The 19,119-nt window shown below is 70.2% G+C and carries 20 protein-coding genes; 12 read left to right on the top strand and 8 right to left on the bottom strand.

The features are described 5' to 3' along the window. Positions 1 to 6: 6 nt before the first annotated feature. Positions 7 to 1,455 carry an FAD-dependent monooxygenase gene (locus tag RPQ07_RS14360; protein WP_313944536.1) on the top strand — a complete coding sequence of 483 codons (1,449 nt, stop codon included), beginning with the start codon at positions 7 to 9 and terminating at the stop codon, positions 1,453 to 1,455. Between the two features lie 17 nt (positions 1,456 to 1,472). After that, on the top strand, positions 1,473 to 1,931 hold the full coding sequence (locus RPQ07_RS14365) for a MarR family winged helix-turn-helix transcriptional regulator (protein ID WP_313944537.1): 459 nt from the start codon (positions 1,473 to 1,475) through the stop codon (positions 1,929 to 1,931). A 16-nt stretch (positions 1,932 to 1,947) separates the two neighbouring features. On the opposite strand, the gene leuE is transcribed toward RPQ07_RS14365, so the two are convergent. After that, positions 1,948 to 2,607 carry a leucine efflux protein LeuE gene (gene leuE / locus RPQ07_RS14370; RefSeq protein WP_313944538.1) on the bottom strand — a complete coding sequence of 220 codons (660 nt, stop codon included), beginning with the start codon at positions 2,605 to 2,607 and terminating at the stop codon, positions 1,948 to 1,950. A 57-nt stretch (positions 2,608 to 2,664) separates the two neighbouring features. Further along, positions 2,665 to 4,245, bottom strand: coding sequence for a methylmalonyl-CoA mutase (locus tag RPQ07_RS14375; protein ID WP_313944539.1), 1,581 nt, complete (start codon positions 4,243 to 4,245; stop codon positions 2,665 to 2,667). A 189-nt stretch (positions 4,246 to 4,434) separates the two neighbouring features. On the opposite strand from RPQ07_RS14375, the gene RPQ07_RS14380 reads away from it, so the two are divergent. Then, positions 4,435 to 5,304 carry a L,D-transpeptidase family protein gene (locus tag RPQ07_RS14380; RefSeq protein ID WP_313944540.1) on the top strand — a complete coding sequence of 290 codons (870 nt, stop codon included), beginning with the start codon at positions 4,435 to 4,437 and terminating at the stop codon, positions 5,302 to 5,304. A gap of 197 nt (positions 5,305 to 5,501) precedes the next feature. Here RPQ07_RS14380 and RPQ07_RS14385 read toward each other — a convergent pair whose 3' ends face one another. From RPQ07_RS14385 to RPQ07_RS14400, 4 genes are all read right to left on the bottom strand, one after another. Beyond that, entirely contained in the window at positions 5,502 to 6,512 is a 1,011-nt protein-coding gene (locus RPQ07_RS14385) for a hypothetical protein (protein ID WP_313944541.1), read from the bottom strand. Then, complete coding sequence (locus tag RPQ07_RS14390) at positions 6,512 to 7,288, bottom strand: RNA polymerase sigma factor (protein WP_313944542.1); 777 nt, start codon at positions 7,286 to 7,288, stop codon at positions 6,512 to 6,514. Before RPQ07_RS14390 ends, RPQ07_RS14385 begins: the two co-directional genes overlap by 1 nt. A gap of 289 nt (positions 7,289 to 7,577) precedes the next feature. After that, a complete protein-coding gene (locus tag RPQ07_RS14395; RefSeq protein ID WP_313944543.1) occupies positions 7,578 to 8,162 on the bottom strand; it encodes a hypothetical protein in 585 nt (194 codons plus the stop codon). A 424-nt stretch (positions 8,163 to 8,586) separates the two neighbouring features. After that, positions 8,587 to 10,200 carry a beta-N-acetylhexosaminidase gene (locus RPQ07_RS14400; RefSeq protein WP_413777737.1) on the bottom strand — a complete coding sequence of 538 codons (1,614 nt, stop codon included), beginning with the start codon at positions 10,198 to 10,200 and terminating at the stop codon, positions 8,587 to 8,589. Positions 10,201 to 10,376: 176 nt separating this feature from the next. Between RPQ07_RS14400 and RPQ07_RS14405 the strand changes: the two genes are divergently transcribed. The 6 genes from RPQ07_RS14405 (at position 10,377) to RPQ07_RS14430 (ending at position 15,275) form a co-directional block, all read left to right on the top strand. After that, positions 10,377 to 10,982 carry a 2-oxo-4-hydroxy-4-carboxy-5-ureidoimidazoline decarboxylase gene (locus RPQ07_RS14405; RefSeq protein WP_391840807.1) on the top strand — a complete coding sequence of 202 codons (606 nt, stop codon included), beginning with the start codon at positions 10,377 to 10,379 and terminating at the stop codon, positions 10,980 to 10,982. Positions 10,983 to 11,150: 168 nt separating this feature from the next. Further along, positions 11,151 to 11,531, top strand: coding sequence for a succinate dehydrogenase, cytochrome b556 subunit (gene sdhC / locus RPQ07_RS14410; RefSeq protein ID WP_313944544.1), 381 nt, complete (start codon positions 11,151 to 11,153; stop codon positions 11,529 to 11,531). Between the two features lie 8 nt (positions 11,532 to 11,539). Further along, the gene (locus RPQ07_RS14415) at positions 11,540 to 12,016 is read left to right on the top strand and encodes a succinate dehydrogenase hydrophobic membrane anchor subunit (protein WP_313944545.1); all 477 of its coding nucleotides are present in this window, start codon (positions 11,540 to 11,542) and stop codon (positions 12,014 to 12,016) included. Positions 12,017 to 12,036: 20 nt separating this feature from the next. Then, on the top strand, positions 12,037 to 13,797 hold the full coding sequence (gene sdhA / locus RPQ07_RS14420; protein ID WP_313944546.1) for a succinate dehydrogenase flavoprotein subunit: 1,761 nt from the start codon (positions 12,037 to 12,039) through the stop codon (positions 13,795 to 13,797). After that, positions 13,797 to 14,564, top strand: coding sequence for a succinate dehydrogenase iron-sulfur subunit (locus RPQ07_RS14425; protein WP_313944547.1), 768 nt, complete (start codon positions 13,797 to 13,799; stop codon positions 14,562 to 14,564). Before sdhA ends, RPQ07_RS14425 begins: the two co-directional genes overlap by 1 nt. A gap of 165 nt (positions 14,565 to 14,729) precedes the next feature. Then, positions 14,730 to 15,275, top strand: a complete 546-nt coding sequence (locus RPQ07_RS14430; RefSeq protein ID WP_313944548.1) for a hypothetical protein — start codon at positions 14,730 to 14,732, stop codon at positions 15,273 to 15,275. Positions 15,276 to 15,341: 66 nt separating this feature from the next. Here RPQ07_RS14430 and RPQ07_RS14435 read toward each other — a convergent pair whose 3' ends face one another. Continuing rightward, on the bottom strand, positions 15,342 to 15,914 hold the full coding sequence (locus RPQ07_RS14435) for a GNAT family N-acetyltransferase (protein WP_313944549.1): 573 nt from the start codon (positions 15,912 to 15,914) through the stop codon (positions 15,342 to 15,344). Continuing rightward, entirely contained in the window at positions 15,914 to 17,359 is a 1,446-nt protein-coding gene (locus tag RPQ07_RS14440) for a VWA domain-containing protein (RefSeq protein ID WP_313944550.1), read from the bottom strand. Before RPQ07_RS14440 ends, RPQ07_RS14435 begins: the two co-directional genes overlap by 1 nt. 151 nt (positions 17,360 to 17,510) lie before the next feature. Between RPQ07_RS14440 and RPQ07_RS14445 the strand changes: the two genes are divergently transcribed. The 3 genes from RPQ07_RS14445 to RPQ07_RS14455 are packed head-to-tail and all read left to right on the top strand — an operon-like array spanning position 17,511 to position 19,083. Then, on the top strand, positions 17,511 to 17,954 hold the full coding sequence (locus tag RPQ07_RS14445) for a hypothetical protein (protein ID WP_313944551.1): 444 nt from the start codon (positions 17,511 to 17,513) through the stop codon (positions 17,952 to 17,954). Between the two features lie 5 nt (positions 17,955 to 17,959). Next, positions 17,960 to 18,370, top strand: coding sequence for a thiol-disulfide oxidoreductase DCC family protein (locus tag RPQ07_RS14450; RefSeq protein WP_313944552.1), 411 nt, complete (start codon positions 17,960 to 17,962; stop codon positions 18,368 to 18,370). Positions 18,371 to 18,381: 11 nt separating this feature from the next. After that, on the top strand, positions 18,382 to 19,083 hold the full coding sequence (locus RPQ07_RS14455; protein WP_313944553.1) for a TetR/AcrR family transcriptional regulator: 702 nt from the start codon (positions 18,382 to 18,384) through the stop codon (positions 19,081 to 19,083). Positions 19,084 to 19,119 lie beyond the last annotated feature (36 nt).

The following is a 19,119-nucleotide window of genomic DNA, read 5'->3' on the forward strand; positions in this document are numbered from 1 at the left end:
GCATGCATGGAACTTAACAACGTTAAGGACGGCGGAATCGCGGACGCCCAGGTGCTCGTCGTCGGCGCCGGCCCCACCGGGCTCGCCCTCGCCTGTGACCTCGCACGCCGCGGCGTCCGCACGCTCGTCGTGGAGCAGTCCGACACCCTCTTCCCCGGCTCCCGCGGCAAGGGCCTCCAGCCCCGCACCCTGGAGGTCCTCGACGACCTCGGGGTCGTGGACGCGGTCCTCGACGCGGGCGGCAGGGCGCCGGTCGGAATGCTCTGGGAGAACGGTGAACGGCGCGGCGAGCACGACATGTTCGAGCGTCCGGGGCCCACGGAGGCCGCGCCCTACGGCGAACCCTGGCTGCTCCCCCAGTGGCGCACCCAGCAGATCCTGCACAGCCGGCTCACGGAACTCGGCGGCACGGTCACCTTCGGCGCAGCCCTCACCGCCCTCACCCAGGACGAGGACGGCGTGACGGCCGAGCTGACGACGGGCACCGTCCGGGCGGACTACGCGGTCGCCGCCGACGGGGGCCGCAGTCTCGTCCGCCGCATCCTCGGCATCCCGATGACCGGCGAGAGCGTCGACCCCGCCCCGATGCTCGTCGCTGACGTCCGCATCCCCGCGCTCGACCGCCTCAACTGGCATGTCTTCCCGGGCGACGGGGCCGCGTTCCTCGCCGTCTGCCCTCTGCCGGGGACGGATGACTTCCAGGTCACGGGCCGGTTCTCGGAGTCGGAGCCCGACATCTCCCCCGCGGGCGTACGGGAGTTGATCGCCGCCCGCACCCATCTGACCACGGACGACGTCACCGACGTGCGCTGGTCGTCGGACTTCCGGCCGCGCGCCGCCCTGGCGGAGCGCTTCCGCGAAGGGCGGGTCTTCCTGGCGGGCGACGCCGCCCATGTGCACTCACCGGCCGGCGGGCAGGGCCTCAACACCAGCGTCCAGGACGCGTACAACCTCGGCTGGAAGCTCGGCCAGGTACTGCTCCACGGCGCACCCGAGGAGCTGCTCGACAGCTACGAGGAGGAGCGACTGCCCGTGGCCGCGCAGATGCTCGGCCTGTCGACGCGTATTCACCGCGGCGAGGCCCGGCGCGGTGAGGCCACCATGCAACTGGGGCTCGGCTATCGCGGCGGGCCGCTCGCCGCGGGGTCCGCGGGCGCGCTGGAGGCGGGCGACCGGGCGCCGGACGGCCCGCTGCCGGACGGCCGCCGGATCTTCGACCTGTTCCGCGGCCCGCACTTCACCCTGCTCGCCGTCGGCACGGACGCCGGACTCCCGTCAGGGGACGGCGATGTGGTGCGCTGCCACCGGATCGACGCGTACGAGCCGTACGGCAAGGGCCTCTTCCTGGTCCGGCCCGACGGCTACATCGGCTGGGCCGGCGAGGACACGGCGGGACTGGCCGCATGGCTGCGCCGGGCCGGTGCCCACGGAGGCCTTGACCTCAAGCACGCTTGAGTTTCTACGGTCGCCGTATGCGCTATTCACACGATGACACCGGACTTGTACGCCAGCCGATCGGCTACTGGAGCTGGGCCGCCCACGAGGCGGTGGTGGGCCATATCCGCGGCGTTCTCGGCGAGCTCGGGCTCACTCAGCCCCAGTGGTGGGTCCTCAACCAGCTCGCCGATTCGCCCGCCGGACGGGACCGCACCGAGCTGGTCGCGTTCCTCCAGGGCTATCTCGCGGTGGGGACCGTCCGCATGGACGACGAGGTCGAGGCCTTGATCAGTCGCCGCCTCGTCGCCCTCGGCGAGGACGGGCTGCTGCACAACACCCCCGAGGGCGAGGCGCTGCGGGCCAAGGCGGCCGTGCGTCAGCAGGGCGTACGGGCGAAGATCCACGACGGCATCACGGACGAGGAGTACGTCCGCACCCTCAAGGTGCTCCAGCGGATGATCCACAACGTGGACGGAAAGGCCTGGCACCACTGACCGCCCGGTACCGCTGTCAGCTGCTGCTGAGCGAGAGCTTCACCGCGAAGCCGAGGAACAGGGCGCCCGCCGCCGAGGTGGCTCCCGCGGAGAGCCGCTTGCGGCGGCGGAAGGCCTCCGCGAGATGGGTGCCGGTGAAGATCAGCAGGGTCAGATAGAGGAAGCTCGCCACCTGCGCGAGCGCGCCGAGGACCACGAAGGACAGCGCGGGGTAGGCGTACGCGGGGTCGACGAACTGGACGAAGAAGGCGATGAAGAAGAGGATCGCCTTCGGGTTGAACAGGCTGATCACCAGCGCCCTGCGGAAGGGCCGCTCGGAGTCGGCCGCCGCGTCCGGGGAAGCCGCCTCGCGCTCCACCGCCCGCTCACGGCGCGTACGCCACATCGACCAGGCCGCGCGCAGCATTCCGATCGCGAGCCACGTCAGATAGCCGGCGCCGGCGAACTTCACGATGCCGAACAGCACGGCGTTGGCCTGGAGCAGCGAGGCCACGCCCGCTGCCGACAGCACCATCAGTACGGTGTCGCCGCACCACACACCGGCGGCGGCACGGTATCCCGTCCGCACACCACGGCGCGCGGCGACGGAGAGCACGTACAGCGAGTTCGGTCCCGGCAGCAGAATGATCAGGACAAGGCCGGCGAGGTAGGTCGGCAGATCGGTGACACCCAACATGAGGCGGAGTCTCGCACACGGGTACGACACTCCGCCTCGGCGTTTCGCATCACGGAATCAGAAGGCGTCAGCCGGCACATAGGTGCCCCAGACCGCGCGCAGCGCGTCGCACACCTCACCCACCGTGGCCCGCGCCTTGAGCGCGTCCTTCATCGGGTAGAGCACGTTCTCCGTACCCTCCGCGGCCTTCCGCAGCGCGGCGAGCGCGGCGTCCACCGCCGGCTGGTCGCGTTCGGCGCGCAGTCTCGCCAGCCGCTCCGCCTGCTGCGCCTCGATCGCCGGATCCACCCGCAGGGGTTCGTACGGCTCCTCCGCGTCGAGCGTGTACCGGTTGAGGCCGACGACCACGCGCTCCCCGCTGTCCGTCTCCTGGGCGATGCGGTACGCGCTGCGCTCGATCTCGTTCTTCTGGAACCCGCGCTCGATGGCGGCGACGGCGCCGCCCATGTCCTCCACCCGCTGCATCAGCGCCAGGGCCGCCGCCTCCACGTCGTCCGTCATCTTCTCCACGACGTAGGAGCCGGCGAACGGGTCGACGGTGGCGGTGACGTCCGTCTCATAGGCCAGGACCTGCTGGGTCCGCAGCGCAAGCCGGGCGGACTTGTCCGTCGGCAGCGCGATCGCCTCGTCGAAGGAGTTGGTGTGCAGCGACTGGGTGCCGCCGAGGACGGCCGCGAGCCCCTGCACGGCGACCCGCACCAGGTTCACCTCGGGCTGCTGCGCCGTCAGCTGCACCCCCGCGGTCTGCGTGTGGAAGCGCAGCATGAGGGACTTCGGGTTCTTCGCCCCGAACTCGTCGCGCATCAGCCGCGCCCAGATCCGGCGCGCGGCACGGAACTTGGCGACCTCCTCCAGGATCGTCGTCCGCGCGACGAAGAAGAACGACAGGCGCGGCGCGAAGTCGTCGACGTCCATGCCGGCGGCTACGGCCGTTCGGACGTACTCGATACCGTCCGCAAGGGTGAATGCGATCTCCTGCGCGGGCGAGGCCCCCGCCTCGGCCATGTGGTAGCCGGAGATCGAAATGGTGTTCCACTTCGGGATCTCGGCCCGGCAGTACCGGAAGATGTCGGCGATCAGCCGCAGCGACGGCTTGGGCGGGAAGATGTAGGTGCCGCGGGCGATGTACTCCTTGAGCACGTCGTTCTGGATCGTGCCGGTGAGCCGGTCGGCCGGGACGCCCTGCTCCTCGCCGACGAGCTGGTAGAGCAGGAGCAGCAGGGCCGCCGGCGCGTTGATGGTCATCGAGGTGGAGACCTGGTCCAGCGGAATTCCGCCGAGCAGCACCCTCATGTCGTCGATCGAGTCGATGGCGACCCCGACCTTGCCGACCTCGCCGTGCGCGATGGGGGCGTCGGAGTCGTGGCCCATCTGGGTGGGCAGGTCGAAGGCGACCGAGAGGCCCGTCGTGCCGTTGGCGATGAGCTGCTGGTAGCGGGCGTTGGACTCCACGGCCGTGCCGAAGCCCGCGTACTGACGCATCGTCCAGGGCCGTCCGGTGTACATCGAGGGATAGACACCGCGGGTGTAGGGGAACGCCCCGGGCTCCCCCAGCTGCTCGGCCGGGTCGAACCCCTCCAGATCGGCCGGTCCGTAGACCGGTTCGATGGGCAGTCCCGACTCGGACTCGCGCGCCATGTCTGTGCCTCCGCTGGAGCTACTCGCCGGTAACCGTACTCGCGACGGACTGTAGCGGCGGGTCCGCGACGGTTCGAGAGCCGTCCGGTGGGACCTTGCTCACAGCCTTCTCCCCATGATGCGTGTGATTGCGCAACCGAGCAGAGCGGGAATCCATCTCAGCATGCACAGATGACACAGGGGGGCGACATGCTTCGGAACACCATCGGCAGAACCATCGCCGCGGCCGCCGTACTCGCGGTGACCGTCGGCTGCACCGCCCAGGCCGCCGTGCCCGACCGGCCCGGGTCGGACGGCAAGCCGGGCAGCTCGGCGCCCGCGCCGGAGGCGACACCCGCACCGACACGCCCGTCACCGGCCACGCCGTCCGGGAAGCCGAAGCAGACGCAGAAGCCCGCCTCTCCGAGCGCGAGCGCCGAGCCCGCCGAGGTGCTGATGGCCCGCGGCTCCAAGGGCGCCAAGGTGCGCGAGCTCCAGGCCAGGCTCGCCCAGATCGGCTGGTTCGACGACACCCCGACCGGCACGTACGGCTCGGTCACCGCCGATGCGGTGAAGGGCTTCCAGACCAAGCGCGGACTGCCGGTCACCGGTGACACGGACACCGTGACCTGGCAGAAGATGCTCGGGATGACGAAGAAGCCGACGAGCGACGAGTTGGCGGGCCGGAAGGTCAACAAGCCCTCGGCCAAGCTCGACCCGCGCTGTCTGACCGGCCGCGTGATGTGCATCAGCAAGACGAGCCGCACGCTGTCCTGGGTGGTCGACGGCACGGTGCGGTCCACGATGGACGTGCGCTTCGGGTCCCAGTACACACCGACCCGCGAGGGCACCTTCGGTGTCTTCGCCAAGTCGAGGGACCACGTCTCGACGATCTACCACACGCCGATGCCGTACGCGATGTTCTTCAGCGGGGGCCAGGCGGTGCACTACTCGGCGGACTTCGCGGCCCGCGGCTACAACGGCGCGTCCCACGGCTGCGCCAACGTCCGGGACAAGGGAGCGATCGCCTCGCTGTTCGCGCAGGTCCGCATCGGCGACAAGGTCGTCATCCACTGGTGAGACGGCCGGGGCCGTCAGGAGGAGTGAGTGGCGCGGGCGGGACCGGGGAACGTGTCCCGCCCGCGCCATGTGCGCCCAGCCGTAGGTACGGGGGGAACCCCGGCTCGGGCGCGGCCGATGACCAGTCGGCTCACTCTCTACTGCGTCAACGGCTCAAAAAATGTCACACCGCGTGGGCGCGGGCGGAAAACGCCTGTTCAGAAGAGAGAGCCGAGCGTGTCCACGGACGGCAGGGGGCCATTTTCGGACGCGGTGCGCGGGGTGCCCTGCTGCGGCGGTGTCCAGGAGACGGGCGGCTTGGATCCGTGCGGCCGGCCGTCGGAGTCCGAGCCGTCACCGCCGCCGTCGCCCTTGTCGTCGTCGTTGTCCCCGCCGCCGCCGTCGCTGCCGCCGTGGTCGCTGCCGCCGCTCTTCGCGTCACGGTTCAGCAGTTCGGCGCAGAACCGCTCGACCCCGCCCGGCCCCTTGGCCGCGATCTCCAGCTTCTTGCGGTGCTCGGCCGGGAGCGTGCCCTTGCGGTAGTCGAGGCAGGCCGCGACCGTCCTGCGGTACAGCTCGGCCCGCCGCTTGCTCTTGGCGTCTTCCTTGCCGTCCTCCGGCCGGCCGGACGTCTCGCCGCCCGGTCCGGTGGTGGTGCCCGTCGGGTCGGGGTCCTTCACGGGCCCGCCGCTCTCCGCCGGAGGGGCCGAGGGCGAGGTCACCGGATCGGGCGACTGCATGGGCGAGCCCACCGCGCCGTCGGGCGACTCGCTCAGTACCGGTCCGGGTGTCTCCGCCGCCGAGACGGAGGACGCGGGGAGAGGGGTCCCGCCGCCGAAGGGAGTCGGCAGCAGACCGGTGCCGGCCGCGACCGCGACACCGCCGAGCGCGCAGCCCGCGACGAGCGCCGCGATACCGAACCGCACGGGCCGGCGCAGCCGCACGCCGAGCGCGGCGCACGGCGAGGGGGCGAGGCGTACCGTCCCGAGCGCGTCGCCTGCCTCGGCGTCCGCCCTGCTCTTGCGAAAGGCCGCCAGCGCGGCGGCCTCACCCGGCATTTCACCGTCCTCGGGATGGACGGGGACCTCCGGCCTGCCCGCTGCGAAGAGGGCCCGGGACAGTTGCGCGGCCTGTTCACGGGCGTGCTCGTCCGACGTCCTGACCGGCTCGCCGCGCAACAGCTGTTCCGCCGCTTTCCTGTCAAGCCACTCGTACCGCTCGTCGGCCATCACATGTCCTTCTGCGTCCGCGGCCGCGAATGCGTCACACCGGCGGGTGCCGTGGCACCGGGCCGGAGACTGCGCTGCGGAGGTACGCCGTTCAGATCCGCGGCGCGTTCGGCGGGGCCCGCGACCGTGTTCACGGCGTCCGCGTCGGCGACAGCACCGTACGCGTTCGCAACGGCGCCCACGCTCTCGGGGTCCTCGTAATCCGCTGCCCCCAGACCCTCCAGGCTCTCCGCGCCGAGCAGCTCGGCCAGCCGCTTGAGCCCACGGTGCGCCGCGGTGCGGACGGCTCCGGGCCGTTTGCCCAGCGTCTTGGCGGCGCTCTTGGCGTCCAGCCCGACGACCACCCGCAGGACGACGGCCTCGGCCTGATCCTGGGGCAGTTGCGCGATGAGGGCCATGGTGGACCCGGTGGCCAGGGCTTCCATGGCCTCGTCGGCGGTGTCCGACTCCGCCGGCCTGCCGGTCAGTTCGCTCTCGTCGCCGCCGACGGCCGGGCGCCTGCCCCGCATCCGGATGTGGTCGAGCGCGCGGTTGCGGGCTATTCGGGCGGCCCATCCACGGAACCGGTCCGCGTCGCCGCTGAACCGGTCCAGGTCGCGGGCGATCTGGAGCCACGCCTCGGATGCGACGTCCTCGGCCTCGGGTTCGCCGACGAGCGTCCGTACATAGCCGAGCAGCCGCGGGTGCACGGCGCGGTACACAGTCCGGAAGGCGCCTTCGTCCCCGTCCTGTGCCGCGAGCACCGCGGCGGTCAGCTCCGCGTCGTCCCCCAGCACTACCTCAACCTTGTTCCGAATCGCAGCTGGTCATCACTGCCGCGCCCCCGTGCGCGAATCAGCACGCTACGTCGTTCCGGGGGGTCGCGTCCATGCCTTGTACAACTTGCAACAATTGCCGACCGGCGCCGTGTGACAGAAAACGCCCGCCCGGCGCTGAGAGAAGTACGGGGTGGCTATGCAACCCCGGCGGACGACGACCGGGGCCTCTCCTGTGGGGGGTGGCGGCCCCGGTCGTCCTTCCACCGCACCCGTCCCGCCCACGCTCAGAGCAGCTGGTTCCCGGCTCTCACCGCTGCACACGGGCACGGCGGGAGACGACCGCACGCAGGATCCGCTGCCCCTCGGTCGACACGTCCAGCGCCTGCCGCAGTCCGACGCCGCCCTCGCCCTCGGCGAGAATCTCCAGGATCTGGATCTGCCGGCGCACTTCCCCGGCCACCAGGGGCCCGGCGCTCGTCGGCTCACCTTCGCGGCAGCTCTTGAGCACCTCGACGACATCGGCCGCCTCCGGTTCCCCCTCGGCCGGCGATGCGTCGAAGCGGTGATGGAGCTCCAGCGCGGCGACGGAACAGTCGTCCGCCCATTCGCGCAGCGGCTCCCGCTCCCACTCGGACGGCGCGGCACCGAGCATCTGGCGTACGAGAACGGCCGCTTCGTCGCTGACGGTCTCGCTCTCCATCGCTTCCCTGGCGGCGCCCAGCCGTACGGACCAGTCCTCCGCGCCGTCCACCAGACCCGCCCACAGAGGACGCAGTACATCGCTCTCGGACGCGAGCAGCGGCAGACAGCGGTCCAGGCATGCGAGCCCGCTCGCGGCCAGGCCTCTCTCATCGGCCTGTGCGATCAGCTCTCTCAGGCACTTCGACGCCACCGGACGCCTCCCATCGCGGACGCAGTACTTCCTCTTACTGCGCCCCGTGGCTCAATTGCGTCACTGCGACGAAGCGGGAAACCCCGTCCTTCCAGGGATCGGAGGAGAAGTCTCCCGAAGCCGTGTTCGGGCCGCTTGGCGCAAAGTACTCCGTCCGGTGGTCCCGCCGCCACGGTTGTGCGGTCATGAGCGGCTCTGACGGACCCACCATCAATTCCGCGCCACTCGCACACATTTGCGCCACACCTCTGTTACATTCTGCGCACCCGGAACTCGGCTTGCAGGGCGCCCGGTTGGGCCCGCGGGGAGGCCGGGGACCGTGGTGTGGGCCCGCACACCCCGGGCGGGCCCACACCGCGACGGACCCCATCACGGACAGCGCGACGGACAGCGCGGCAAGCGACCCGCGGCGCCGCCGCCCGGCTCAGCCGAGCCGGTTCGCCAGGTTCTGGAAGTCGGCCCAGCTCGCCGTCGGAGCGCCCGGCACCCACAGCTTCTGGGCCGTCGCCCGCAGGGGCATCCGGATACCGCTCGCGACCTGGGCCTGCGTCTGCGCCTGTGCGAGATCGCACCAGACGGCGAACTGGCCGCCGACGATCTGCTTCGAGTACTTCTCCGGCACCGGCTCGGTGCCGCGGAGCACGAACGGCGTCCATTGCTCGTAGATCCGCTTGCCCGTCGGGTAGGTGAAGTCATTGGGCTCGCCGAGCACGTAGTACATGTACTCGTCGTTGAGGTTCAGGAGCTTGCGGCCCTCGGCCAGATACTCCTCCGGCGGCCGCGCGCCGATCTCCTTGCCGGTCCAGTACGCGACCTCGACATCCTTGTCCACGGAGACGGACCCGCCCCGGAAGAAGCCGTCGTTCCAGGCCTTGGGCCGGAGGCCGAGCGGCCGCACGACCGCCGCGCGGTCGTTCACCCAGTCCGTCGCCAGGTCCTGGACCCGGCCCTCGGGGCCGTACTGCTCCCGGGCGAGTGCCGCGAGCTGCGGGAAGGACGTCTCCGGGTTCTCGCGCACGAGGGCCTGGTACTCGTCACCGCCCAGATGCCAGAACCTGCCGCCGAAGAGATCGGCGTACTCGCGCAGCAGCTCGTCCACGAGCCGCGCCGACTCCGGGTTCCCGATGTCGATCGCTCCGCGCACCGTCCGGCCGCCCACGTCCCTCAGCTGGAGCTGGGGATACGCCGCCAGCACCGCGCCCAGATGCCCCGGTGAGTCGATCTCGGGCACGACCTGGATGTGCAGCGAGGACGCCAGCGCGAGGATCTTCCTGACCTGGTCCTTCGTGAGGTGCTCCTGCGAGACGATCTCGGGGTGGGTGTCCGACTCGATACGGAATCCCTGGTCGTCCGAGAAGTGCAGGCCCAGCTGGTTGAGCTTGAGGTCGGCCATCTCCCGCAGCCGGTCCTCGATCCAGTCCGCGGTGAAGCTCTTGCGGGCGATGTCCACCATCAGTCCGCGCTGCGGCCGGTCGGGGCGGTCCTGGACGAGCCCTTCCGGCATCACGCCGCCGGAGCGCACCGCCTGCTTGAGGGTGCGGGTGCCGTAGAAGACGCCGGACTGGTCCGGCCCGGATATGCGCACCTTTCCGCCGCCGGTCCGGACGGTGTACGACTCCGCTCCGCCCGTCTGCGAGGGGGCCAGTACCAGTTCGACATCGCCCGGACCTGCGGCGACGGCTCCCCGGTAGGCGATCTTCAGCTCGCCGGCCAGCAGCCTGGCCTCGTCGGCCAGTGCCTCGCTGCCCTTCGCGACGACGATCCCGGCGGCGGGTCCGGGCTTCCAGCCCGGACCACGGGCGGCGTCGTGCTGCCGTACGGAGGGGATGGTCGCGGGCGCCGTGGAGAGGGGGTACGACCGGGTCGGCGAGGGAGTGGGCGCGGCGGGTTTCGCCCGGGGACCACCGTCACCGCCCGTATCGGCGGAGTCGTCACTGGAACAGCCGGTCACGGTCATCGACAGGGCCGCGGCCACGGCGACCATGACGCCGGCGGTCCGGGCGCGCCCAGGGTGCACTATCACTCGGATACCTCCCATATGCAGCGTAACCACGGCGAAGCACCCCCTGCATCGTCCATCACATGAGCTGAAACTCTCCCGTCCGGGTGAAAATCGCGCATCCGTCGGACAGCTCCTCGCACGCGTCGATAGCGTTACGACTCATCCACCCCTCCCTTCCCAGCGGTCCCGCTGTTCTGTTCGAGGAGCCCACGCTGTCCAGCGAATCCCACGCCGGCCTCCCGAAGCGACCGCCGACACTCCACCACACTCTTGGCGCGCTCGCCCCTTCTGCCATACGGTCCCCGCTGCCCGGCCAGCGGAGCGGCACACCCGGCCTGGAGCACTTCAACACCGCGCCCGAGAGCGCCGCCGTCGCCACCCTGCTCGCCTGCTGCGCCAGTCGGCGCTGGGCCCAGCGGATGGCCGCCCACCGCCCCTACCCCGACCTGGCGTCCCTGCTCGCCGCGGCCGACGAGGCCGGCTACGACCTGCGGCCCTCCGACGTCACCGAAGCTCTCGCCGACGAGTGCTCCGCCGGGCTGCACCCGGGGGCGCCCCAGGCCGCGCACACCGCGCTGGCCGCGGGCCACGCCGCGTACGAGAGCCGTTTCGGCCACGCCTTCGTGATCTGTCTCGACGCCTACGGTCCCGACGAGTACCTGGACCACCTGCTGGCCGGGATCCGCACCCGTCTGACGCACGAACCGGACGAGGAGCGGGCCGTCGCCGCCGAGGAGCTGCGCGGCCTCGCGCGCTCCCGACTGACACATGTAGTGGCCAACCATCCTGAATCAGACGTCGCAGGGGCTTCCCGGTAGCCCGTACGAGGCTGTTTGATTGCCTGTTTGATCACACCGGCCGACCCCGGGCGAACGAACCGACAAGTCGTCGCTACGATGGCCGGGGCCGGTGGACCGTACCCGGCCGGGCCAGACCGACAACCCCAAGCCGGCAGGCCCCAATCCCCGCTCCCGGAGGGTTCTTCCGTGCCGGCTGGAACGCTGTACCGCGGCCGGGAAGGAATGTGGTCATGGGTGGCTCATCGAGTCACCGGCGTCCTCATCTTCTTCTTCCTGTTCGTACACGTGCTGGACACCGCTCTCGTCCGCGTCTCGCCCGAGGCGTACGACGACGTGGTTGCCACGTACAAGACGCCTATCGTCGCGCTGCTCGAATACGGCCTCGTGGCCGCGATTCTCTTCCATGCGCTGAACGGGCTGCGTGTCATCGCCGTGGACTTCTGGTCCAAGGGCCCGCGCTACCAGAAGCAGATGCTCTGGAGCGTGATGGCCATCTGGTTCGTGCTGATGGTGGGTGCCCTGTACCCGGTGCTCGGCCACGCCGTTCGTGAAGTCTTCGGGAGCTGACGCCAGACATGTCCGCTGACACCTCTTCCACGATCGGCCCCGTCGAGGGCGAGAGCCTCTACAGCGCCGACAACCCGGCGCCGTACATCGAGGCGCCGCGCCGGCGCACGGGCCGCACCCCCAGCTCCACCCGCGGCAACTTCGAGATGGCCGCCTGGCTCTTCATGCGTCTGTCCGGCGTCGTGCTGGTCGTCCTGGTCATCGGCCACCTCCTGATCCAGCTGGTGCTGGACGGCGGCGTCTCCAAGATCGGCTTCGCCTTCGTGGCCGGCCGCTGGGCGTCCCCGTTCTGGCAGGTCTGGGATCTGCTGATGCTGTGGCTCGCCATGCTGCACGGCGCAAACGGTCTGCGTACTGTCATCAATGACTACGCCGAACGCCCGAACACGCGTCTGTGGCTCAAGGGCCTGCTGTACACCGCCACGGTGTTCACCATCCTTCTGGGCACGCTGGTGATCTTCACCTTCGACCCGAACATCCGCTAAAGCCGGGGCTGACGAGACCAATGAAGATCCACAAGTACGACACCGTCATCGTCGGCGCCGGCGGCGCCGGAATGCGCGCGGCCATCGAGTCGACCAAGCGCAGCCGCACCGCCGTGCTGACCAAGCTCTACCCGACCCGCTCCCACACGGGCGCCGCGCAGGGCGGCATGGCCGCCGCGCTCGCCAACGTGGAAGAGGACAACTGGGAGTGGCACACCTTCGACACGGTCAAGGGTGGTGACTACCTGGTCGACCAGGACGCCGCCGAGATCCTGGCGAAGGAGGCCATCGACGCGGTCCTCGACCTGGAGAAGATGGGCCTGCCGTTCAACCGGACCCCGAACGGCACCATCGACCAGCGGCGCTTCGGCGGCCACTCGCGCAACCACGGCGAGGCCCCGGTCCGCCGGTCCTGCTACGCCGCGGACCGCACCGGTCACATGATCCTCCAGACGCTGTACCAGAACTGCGTCAAGGAGGGCGTGGAGTTCTTCAACGAGTTCTACGTCCTGGACCAGCTGATCACCGAGGACCCTGAGACCGGTCTCAAGAAGTCGGCCGGTGTGGTCGCCTACGAACTGGCCACCGGCGAGATCCACATCTTCCAGGCGAAGGCCGTGATCTACGCCTCGGGCGGCACCGGCAAGTTCTTCAAGGTGACCTCCAACGCGCACACCCTCACCGGTGACGGCCAGGCGGCCTGCTACCGGCGCGGTCTGCCGCTGGAGGACATGGAGTTCTTCCAGTTCCACCCGACGGGCATCTGGCGCATGGGCATCCTGCTGACGGAGGGCGCCCGTGGTGAGGGCGGCATCCTCCGCAACAAGGACGGCGAGCGCTTCATGGAGAAGTACGCGCCCGTCATGAAGGACCTCGCCTCGCGTGACGTCGTCTCGCGCTCGATCTACACCGAGATCCGGGAAGGGCGCGGGTGCGGTCCCGAGGGCGACCACGTCTACCTGGACCTGACCCACCTGCCGCCGGAGCAGCTGGACGCCAAGCTCCCGGACATCACCGAGTTCGCGCGGACCTACCTCGGTATCGAGCCCTACACGGACCCGATCCCGATCCAGCCGACCGCGCACTACGCCATGGGCGGCATCCCGACCAACGTCCAGGGTGAGGTCCTCGCGGACAACACCACGGTCGTGCCGGGTCTGTACGCCGCCGGCGAGGTGGCCTGCGTCTCCGTGCACGGCGCCAACCGCCTCGGCACCAACTCGCTGCTCGACATCAACGTCTTCGGCAAGCGCTCGGGCATCGCCGCCGCGGAGTACTCCGCCAAGCACGACTTCGTCGAGCTCCCGGAGAACCCCGCCTCGCTCGTCGAGGCCCAGGTCGAGCGGCTGCGCAACTCCACCGGCAACGAGCGGGTGGCGGACATCCGCCGCGAGCTGCAGGAGACCATGGACGCCAACGTCATGGTGTTCCGCACCGAGCAGACGATCAAGACCGCGGTCGAGAAGATCGGCGAGCTGCAGGCCCGCTACCGGAACGTGTCCATCCAGGACAAGGGCCGGCGCTTCAACACGGACCTGCTGGAAGCCGTCGAGCTGGGCAACCTGCTCGACCTGGCCGAGGTCATGGCCGTCTCGGCGCTGGCCCGCAAGGAGTCCCGCGGCGGTCACTACCGCGAGGACTACCCGAACCGCGACGACGTCAACTTCATGCGCCACACCATGGCGTACCGCGAGGTCGGCGACGACGGCTCCGAGACCGTCCGTCTCGACTACAAGCCGGTCGTCCAGACCCGCTACCAGCCGATGGAGCGTAAGTACTGATGGCTACCCCCACATTGGACAAGCTGGAGGCGTTCGAGGCGGACTCCGCCTCGTCGCACCTCATCTCCGTCACGTTCCGGATCCGCCGCTTCAACCCCGAGGTGGCGGCGGACGCGGAGTGGCAGGACTTCCGGATCGACATCGATCCCAAGGAGCGTGTCCTCGACGCGCTGCACAAGATCAAGTGGGACGTCGACGGTTCGCTGACCTTCCGCCGCTCCTGCGCGCACGGTATCTGCGGCTCCGACGCGATGCGGATCAACGGCAAGAACAGGCTCGCCTGCAAGACGCTGATCAAGGACATCAACCCGGAGAAGCCCATCACGGTCGAGGCCATAAAGGGCCTGACGGTCCTCAAGGACCTGGTCGTGGACATGGAGCCGTTCTTCCAGGCGTACCGCGACGTGATGCCGTTCCTGATCACCAGCGGCAACGAGCCGACGCGCGAGCGTCTGCAGACCGCCGAGGACCGCGAGCGCTTCGACGACACCACCAAGTGCATCCTGTGCGCCGCGTGCACGTCCTCGTGCCCGGTGTTCTGGAACGACGGCCAGTACTTCGGCCCGGCGGCGATCGTCAACGCGCACCGCTTCATCTTCGACTCGCGTGACGAGGCCGGGGAGCAGCGTCTGGAGATCCTCAACGACAAGGACGGCGTGTGGCGTTGCCGCACCACGTTCAACTGCACGGACGCCTGCCCGCGCGGTATCGAGGTCACCAAGGCGATCCAGGAGGTGAAGCGGGCGCTCATCACGCGCCGCTTCTGACCCACGGGTCGCACCGGTCACGCCGGTTGCACCGATTCGGTACGAAGGGCCCCGCATCCCGCCCGGGACGCGGGGCCCTTCGCCGTACGGGCTTCACCGAGCGCGGCGATACCTGGCAGGATCGTGGGACGTCTGACATGAAGCTCGAAAGCGGGGACGAGAATTATGACCGAGCCCAATCCGTACGCAGCGGACGGAGAGCCCGAGTACAAGTGGGGCCCGACGCAGCCGCCGGGGACGCCGGCCTACGGCTACCCCAACGCCGCACCCGGGTACGGCTATCCGGGCCCGAACGACACCCCTGCCTACTCGCAGACGCAGCCCGCGGGTGTCCCGGTGCCGGTCAACCCGGTGCCGATGGGCGGCACGCCGCTGGTCTCGATCGGTGACATCACGGTGATGGGCGACTCGATCGTCACCCCGGCGGGCACGCTGCCGCTGCGGGGTGCGGTGTGGAACGCGACGGACATGTCCCGCACCGAGGAGAAGATGCCGACGCACGCGATCGTGCTGGCGATCGTGTTCTTCATCTTCTGTCTGCTGGGTCTGCTCTTCCTCCTGATGAAGGAGAAGACGACGACGGGCTTCATCCAGGTCACGGTGACGAGCGCGGGCAAGCACCACTCGACGATGATCCCGGCGCAGCACCCGGGCACGTTCCAGCAGGTGATGGGCCAGATCAACTACGCGCGGTCGCTGAGCAGCATGTAGTGCTCCGCACCGGGGTGGTCATCGGCGGGGGCCGGTGACCACCGGGCGGGTCTTTGACGGAGCGGGTCACGCCAGTTGACGCCGCATCACCGGGCGCTTCGGGGCGCGCCGGGCCACCTCGGTGAATCCCTCGGCGGTCAGCAGCGAGACCAGGCCGTGGAACGCCTCGTCGGCTCCCACCGGGCCCATCGTGTCGTCCACGGGATAGGCCTCCACCGTCCGTGCACCGTTGTCGCGGGCGAACGAGACGGCCCCGCGGACCAGTTCGCGCGCCACGCCCGTACCGCGGTGCTCCCTGCCGACGTACAGACAGACCAGCGCCCACACCGGGACGTCGTCGACCGGTTTGCTGACCTGGGAGCGGTCGAGGCGGGAGTACTCCGTACGCGGTGCGACGGAGACCCAGCCGACGGGGGTGCCGTCCCGGCGGGCGACCAGGCCCGGACGGGCTCCGTCGTCGACGAGGGCGCGCAGCGCACGGCGGTTGCCCTCGCCCCACTCGGTCTCACGGCGCTCCTGCGGGGTCTGCCGGAAGAACATGCACCAGCAGCCCTTGACCGAGCCGCGTGCGCTCAGGAGTTCTTCCACGTCGGGCCACTCGGCGATGGTCACGGGCCGGACGGTGATCGTGTGGTTCATCAGCCGATGATGCCCGCCCGGCGGGCCGCCGCGAGCCAGGAGGGGAACTCGGTGAGCAGCCTGTCGTACAGCTCGGGGTCCGAGACGACCGCGATGTCGTCGACGGCGAAGAAGCCGACGTTGTCCACGCGGCGGCCGGGGAGGGTGTCGAACCGTTCCAGGACCCCGTAGTCGGATTTTCCGAGGCCGACGAACTGCCAGAAGACGGGCTCCTCGACGGCCGCCCGCAGCTCACGCTCGATCTCGGCGTTGCGGTAGACACCGCCGTCCGAGAAGAACAGCACGAGGGTCGGAGCCTGGGCGGGATTGGCCCGCACGTAGTCCCGGACCTCGGCGATGACCTTCTGCTCCTCGTTCTGGATGCCGACCAGCCGCATGTCGACCTGGCCCGGCCGCATGCCCTTCTTCGGCTTCTTCGGGCGGCCGAACAGGCTCATCTCGCCGCCTCGGACATGCAGTTGGAGCCACTGAGGCAGACCGGCGACGGTCAGGTCGGGGAGCCGGGCCGGGTGGGTGGCGAAGGTCCATGCCTGCATCTCGCCGTCGTCGTCGAGCTGAGCCGCGACGGCGGCCATCCGCTCCACCACGTCGGCGACGACGCCCCGGGAGTACAGCATCGCCATGGAGCCGGAGGCGTCCAGCACCAGGATCACCCGCGCGGTGGCGCCGGCGGCGCCGTGCTTGCTCAGGCTGACGGCGACCTGCTGCTTGCGCAGGGACAGCCGCTTGCGCATGTCGACGGGGAGTTGCTCCTCGCCCCTGTCCGACCGGGCGGTCTGGGCGAGGGTGGCCGGTGGGGCGACAGGCGGGGGCGGGACGGGCGCCTGCGGGGCGGGAGCCTGCGGGGCGGGAGCCTGCGGGACGGGCGCGTGCGGCATACGCGCAGGCGGCTGCGGGACCGGCGCGGGCGGGACCGGCGAGGGTGCGTCGTCCACGGTGATGCCGTAGTCGGTGGCCAGACCCGCCAGTCCGGCCGCGTAACCCTGGCCCACCGCCCGGAACTTCCACGCTCCCGCCCGCCGGTAGAGCTCCCCGGCGACCAGGGCGGTCTCCGCCCCGGCCGTGATGTCGAACCGCGCCAGCTCGGTGCCGCTCGCCGCGTCGAGCAGCAGCAGCCGCAGTCCGCGCAACTGGCCGAAGGTGCCGCCGTCGGCGGACGCACTGAGCACGACGCGGTCGACACAGGCTTCGAGCGACGAGAGATCGACCTCGACGGTGTCGGTCCCGTCCCGCTTGCCCTGGTGCCGCACGGCGCCGGAGGAGTGCCGCGGCTGGTTGTAGAAGACGAAGTCCCCGTCGTCGCGCACCCGTCCGCCCTCGGTGAGGAGCAGCGCGGAGGCGTCTGCGTCGGGTGTCCCGGCCCCCGGGGTCCAGCTGAGCACGGCGCGGACAGCGGCAGCGGCGACCGGGATGTTGGCGCCCTTGCTGAGAGGTACGGATGCCATCCGGACAGTGTGGCGGGTCGGACCGCGCCTGGGCGACACCTACGCCGGAGGTACGTCCCCGACGGCACCGCGAACTCGCTTGAACATGTTCAAAAACAGGTCTACAGTCCTTCCTGTCCAGCCTTTTGAACACGTTCAAGGAGGGGTGGGGATGGACCTCACTGTTGTCGCGTACATCGTCTATCTGCTGATCAGCGTCGCGCTCACGGTCTGGGTGGCCCGCACACTGAGCCGGAACGGACGGATCTTCCTGGCCGACGTACTGCACGGGAACGAGAAGCTCGCCGATGCCGTGAACCACCTGCTGGTGGTCGGCTTCTACCTGGTGAACCTGGGCTTCGTCGCCCTCTACCTCAAGGCCGCCGACGCGGTGGCCGACGCCCGCGGACTCTTCGAGGCGCTCTCGGTGAAGATCGGCGTCGTCCTCCTCGTCCTCGGCGTGATGCACCTCGGGAACGTCTACGTCCTCAACAAGATCCGCCGGCGCGGGATCATGGAGCGCGAGCAGGTGCCGCCGGTGCCGCCGCAGGGCTGGACCGGTCCCGCCGACAAGGGGCCGTGGGCCGCACCCGCCGCCGGTCCCGCCGGAGCGTGAGTGCCATGGGGGTCCCGGTCCGGAGACTGACCGTCCTGTATGACGCCCAGTGCTCCCTCTGCGTCCATCTGCGGCACTGGCTCCAGCGCCAGCGCCAGCTCGTACCGCTGGACCTGGTGCCCGCCGGGTCGCACGAGGCCCGGCGCCGGTACCCGCGGCTCGACCACGAGCGCACCCGCCGGGAGATCACCGTCCTGGGAGACCGGGGGCAGGTCTTCACGGGGGCCGGGGCCTGGATCGTGTGCCTGTGGGCACTGGCCGAGCACCGGCCGAAGGCCCACTGGCTGGCCACTCCGGCCGGCGCCCCCTTCGTCCGCGTCACAATGCTCGCCGCGGCCAAGTACCGCGAGGCCACCGCCTCGGGCACACCCGCCGGTACGCAGGCCTGCGACGACCGGTGCTCCGTCCCCGGTTAGGCTCGGACACCGTGACTGAAGTGAAGGCCCCCAAGAGCGAGCAGACCCGCACGCTCATCCTCGAAACCGCGCTCCGGCTCTTCCAGGAGCGCGGTTACGACAAGACGACCATGCGGGCCATCGCCAAGGAGGCCGGGGTCTCCGTGGGGAACGCGTACTACTACTTCTCCTCCAAGGAGCACCTCGTCCAGGGGTTCTACGACCGGATCGCGGCCGAGCACCAGGCGGCGGTCCGGCCCGTGCTGGACAACGAGACCGATCTGGAGGCCCGGCTCGCGGGGGTGCTCACCGCCTGGCTGGACATCGCGGCGCCGTACCACGAGTTCGCCGCGCAGTTCTTCAAGAACGCCGCCGACCCGGAGAGCCCGCTGAGCCCCTTCTCCCCCGAGTCGGAGCATGCGCGGGAGTCGGCCATCGCGGTCCACCGCGAGGTGCTCGCCGGGTCGAAGGCGAAGGTGGCCGACGACCTGGTCGACATCCTGCCCGAGTTGATGTGGCTGTCGCAGATGGGCCTGGTCCTGTACTGGGTCTTCGACCGTTCCGAGGGCCGCGAGCGCAGCAGACGGCTGGCCGAGCGCGGGGCCCGGCTCACCACCCGTGGTGTCGCGCTCGCCCGCTTCCGGGTGCTGCGGCCCCTGGTACGGGAGGTGCACGAGCTGTTCACGGACTTCCTGCCGGGGATGGCGGAGACGGTCGCCGCCCGCAAGCGGTAGCGCGAACGGCGAACACCCCGGCCGGAGCCGGGGTGT

Origin of the sequence: Streptomyces sp. AM8-1-1, from assembly GCF_032229325.1 — a bacterium.
Classification (GTDB): domain Bacteria; phylum Actinomycetota; class Actinomycetes; order Streptomycetales; family Streptomycetaceae; genus Streptomyces; species Streptomyces achmelvichensis.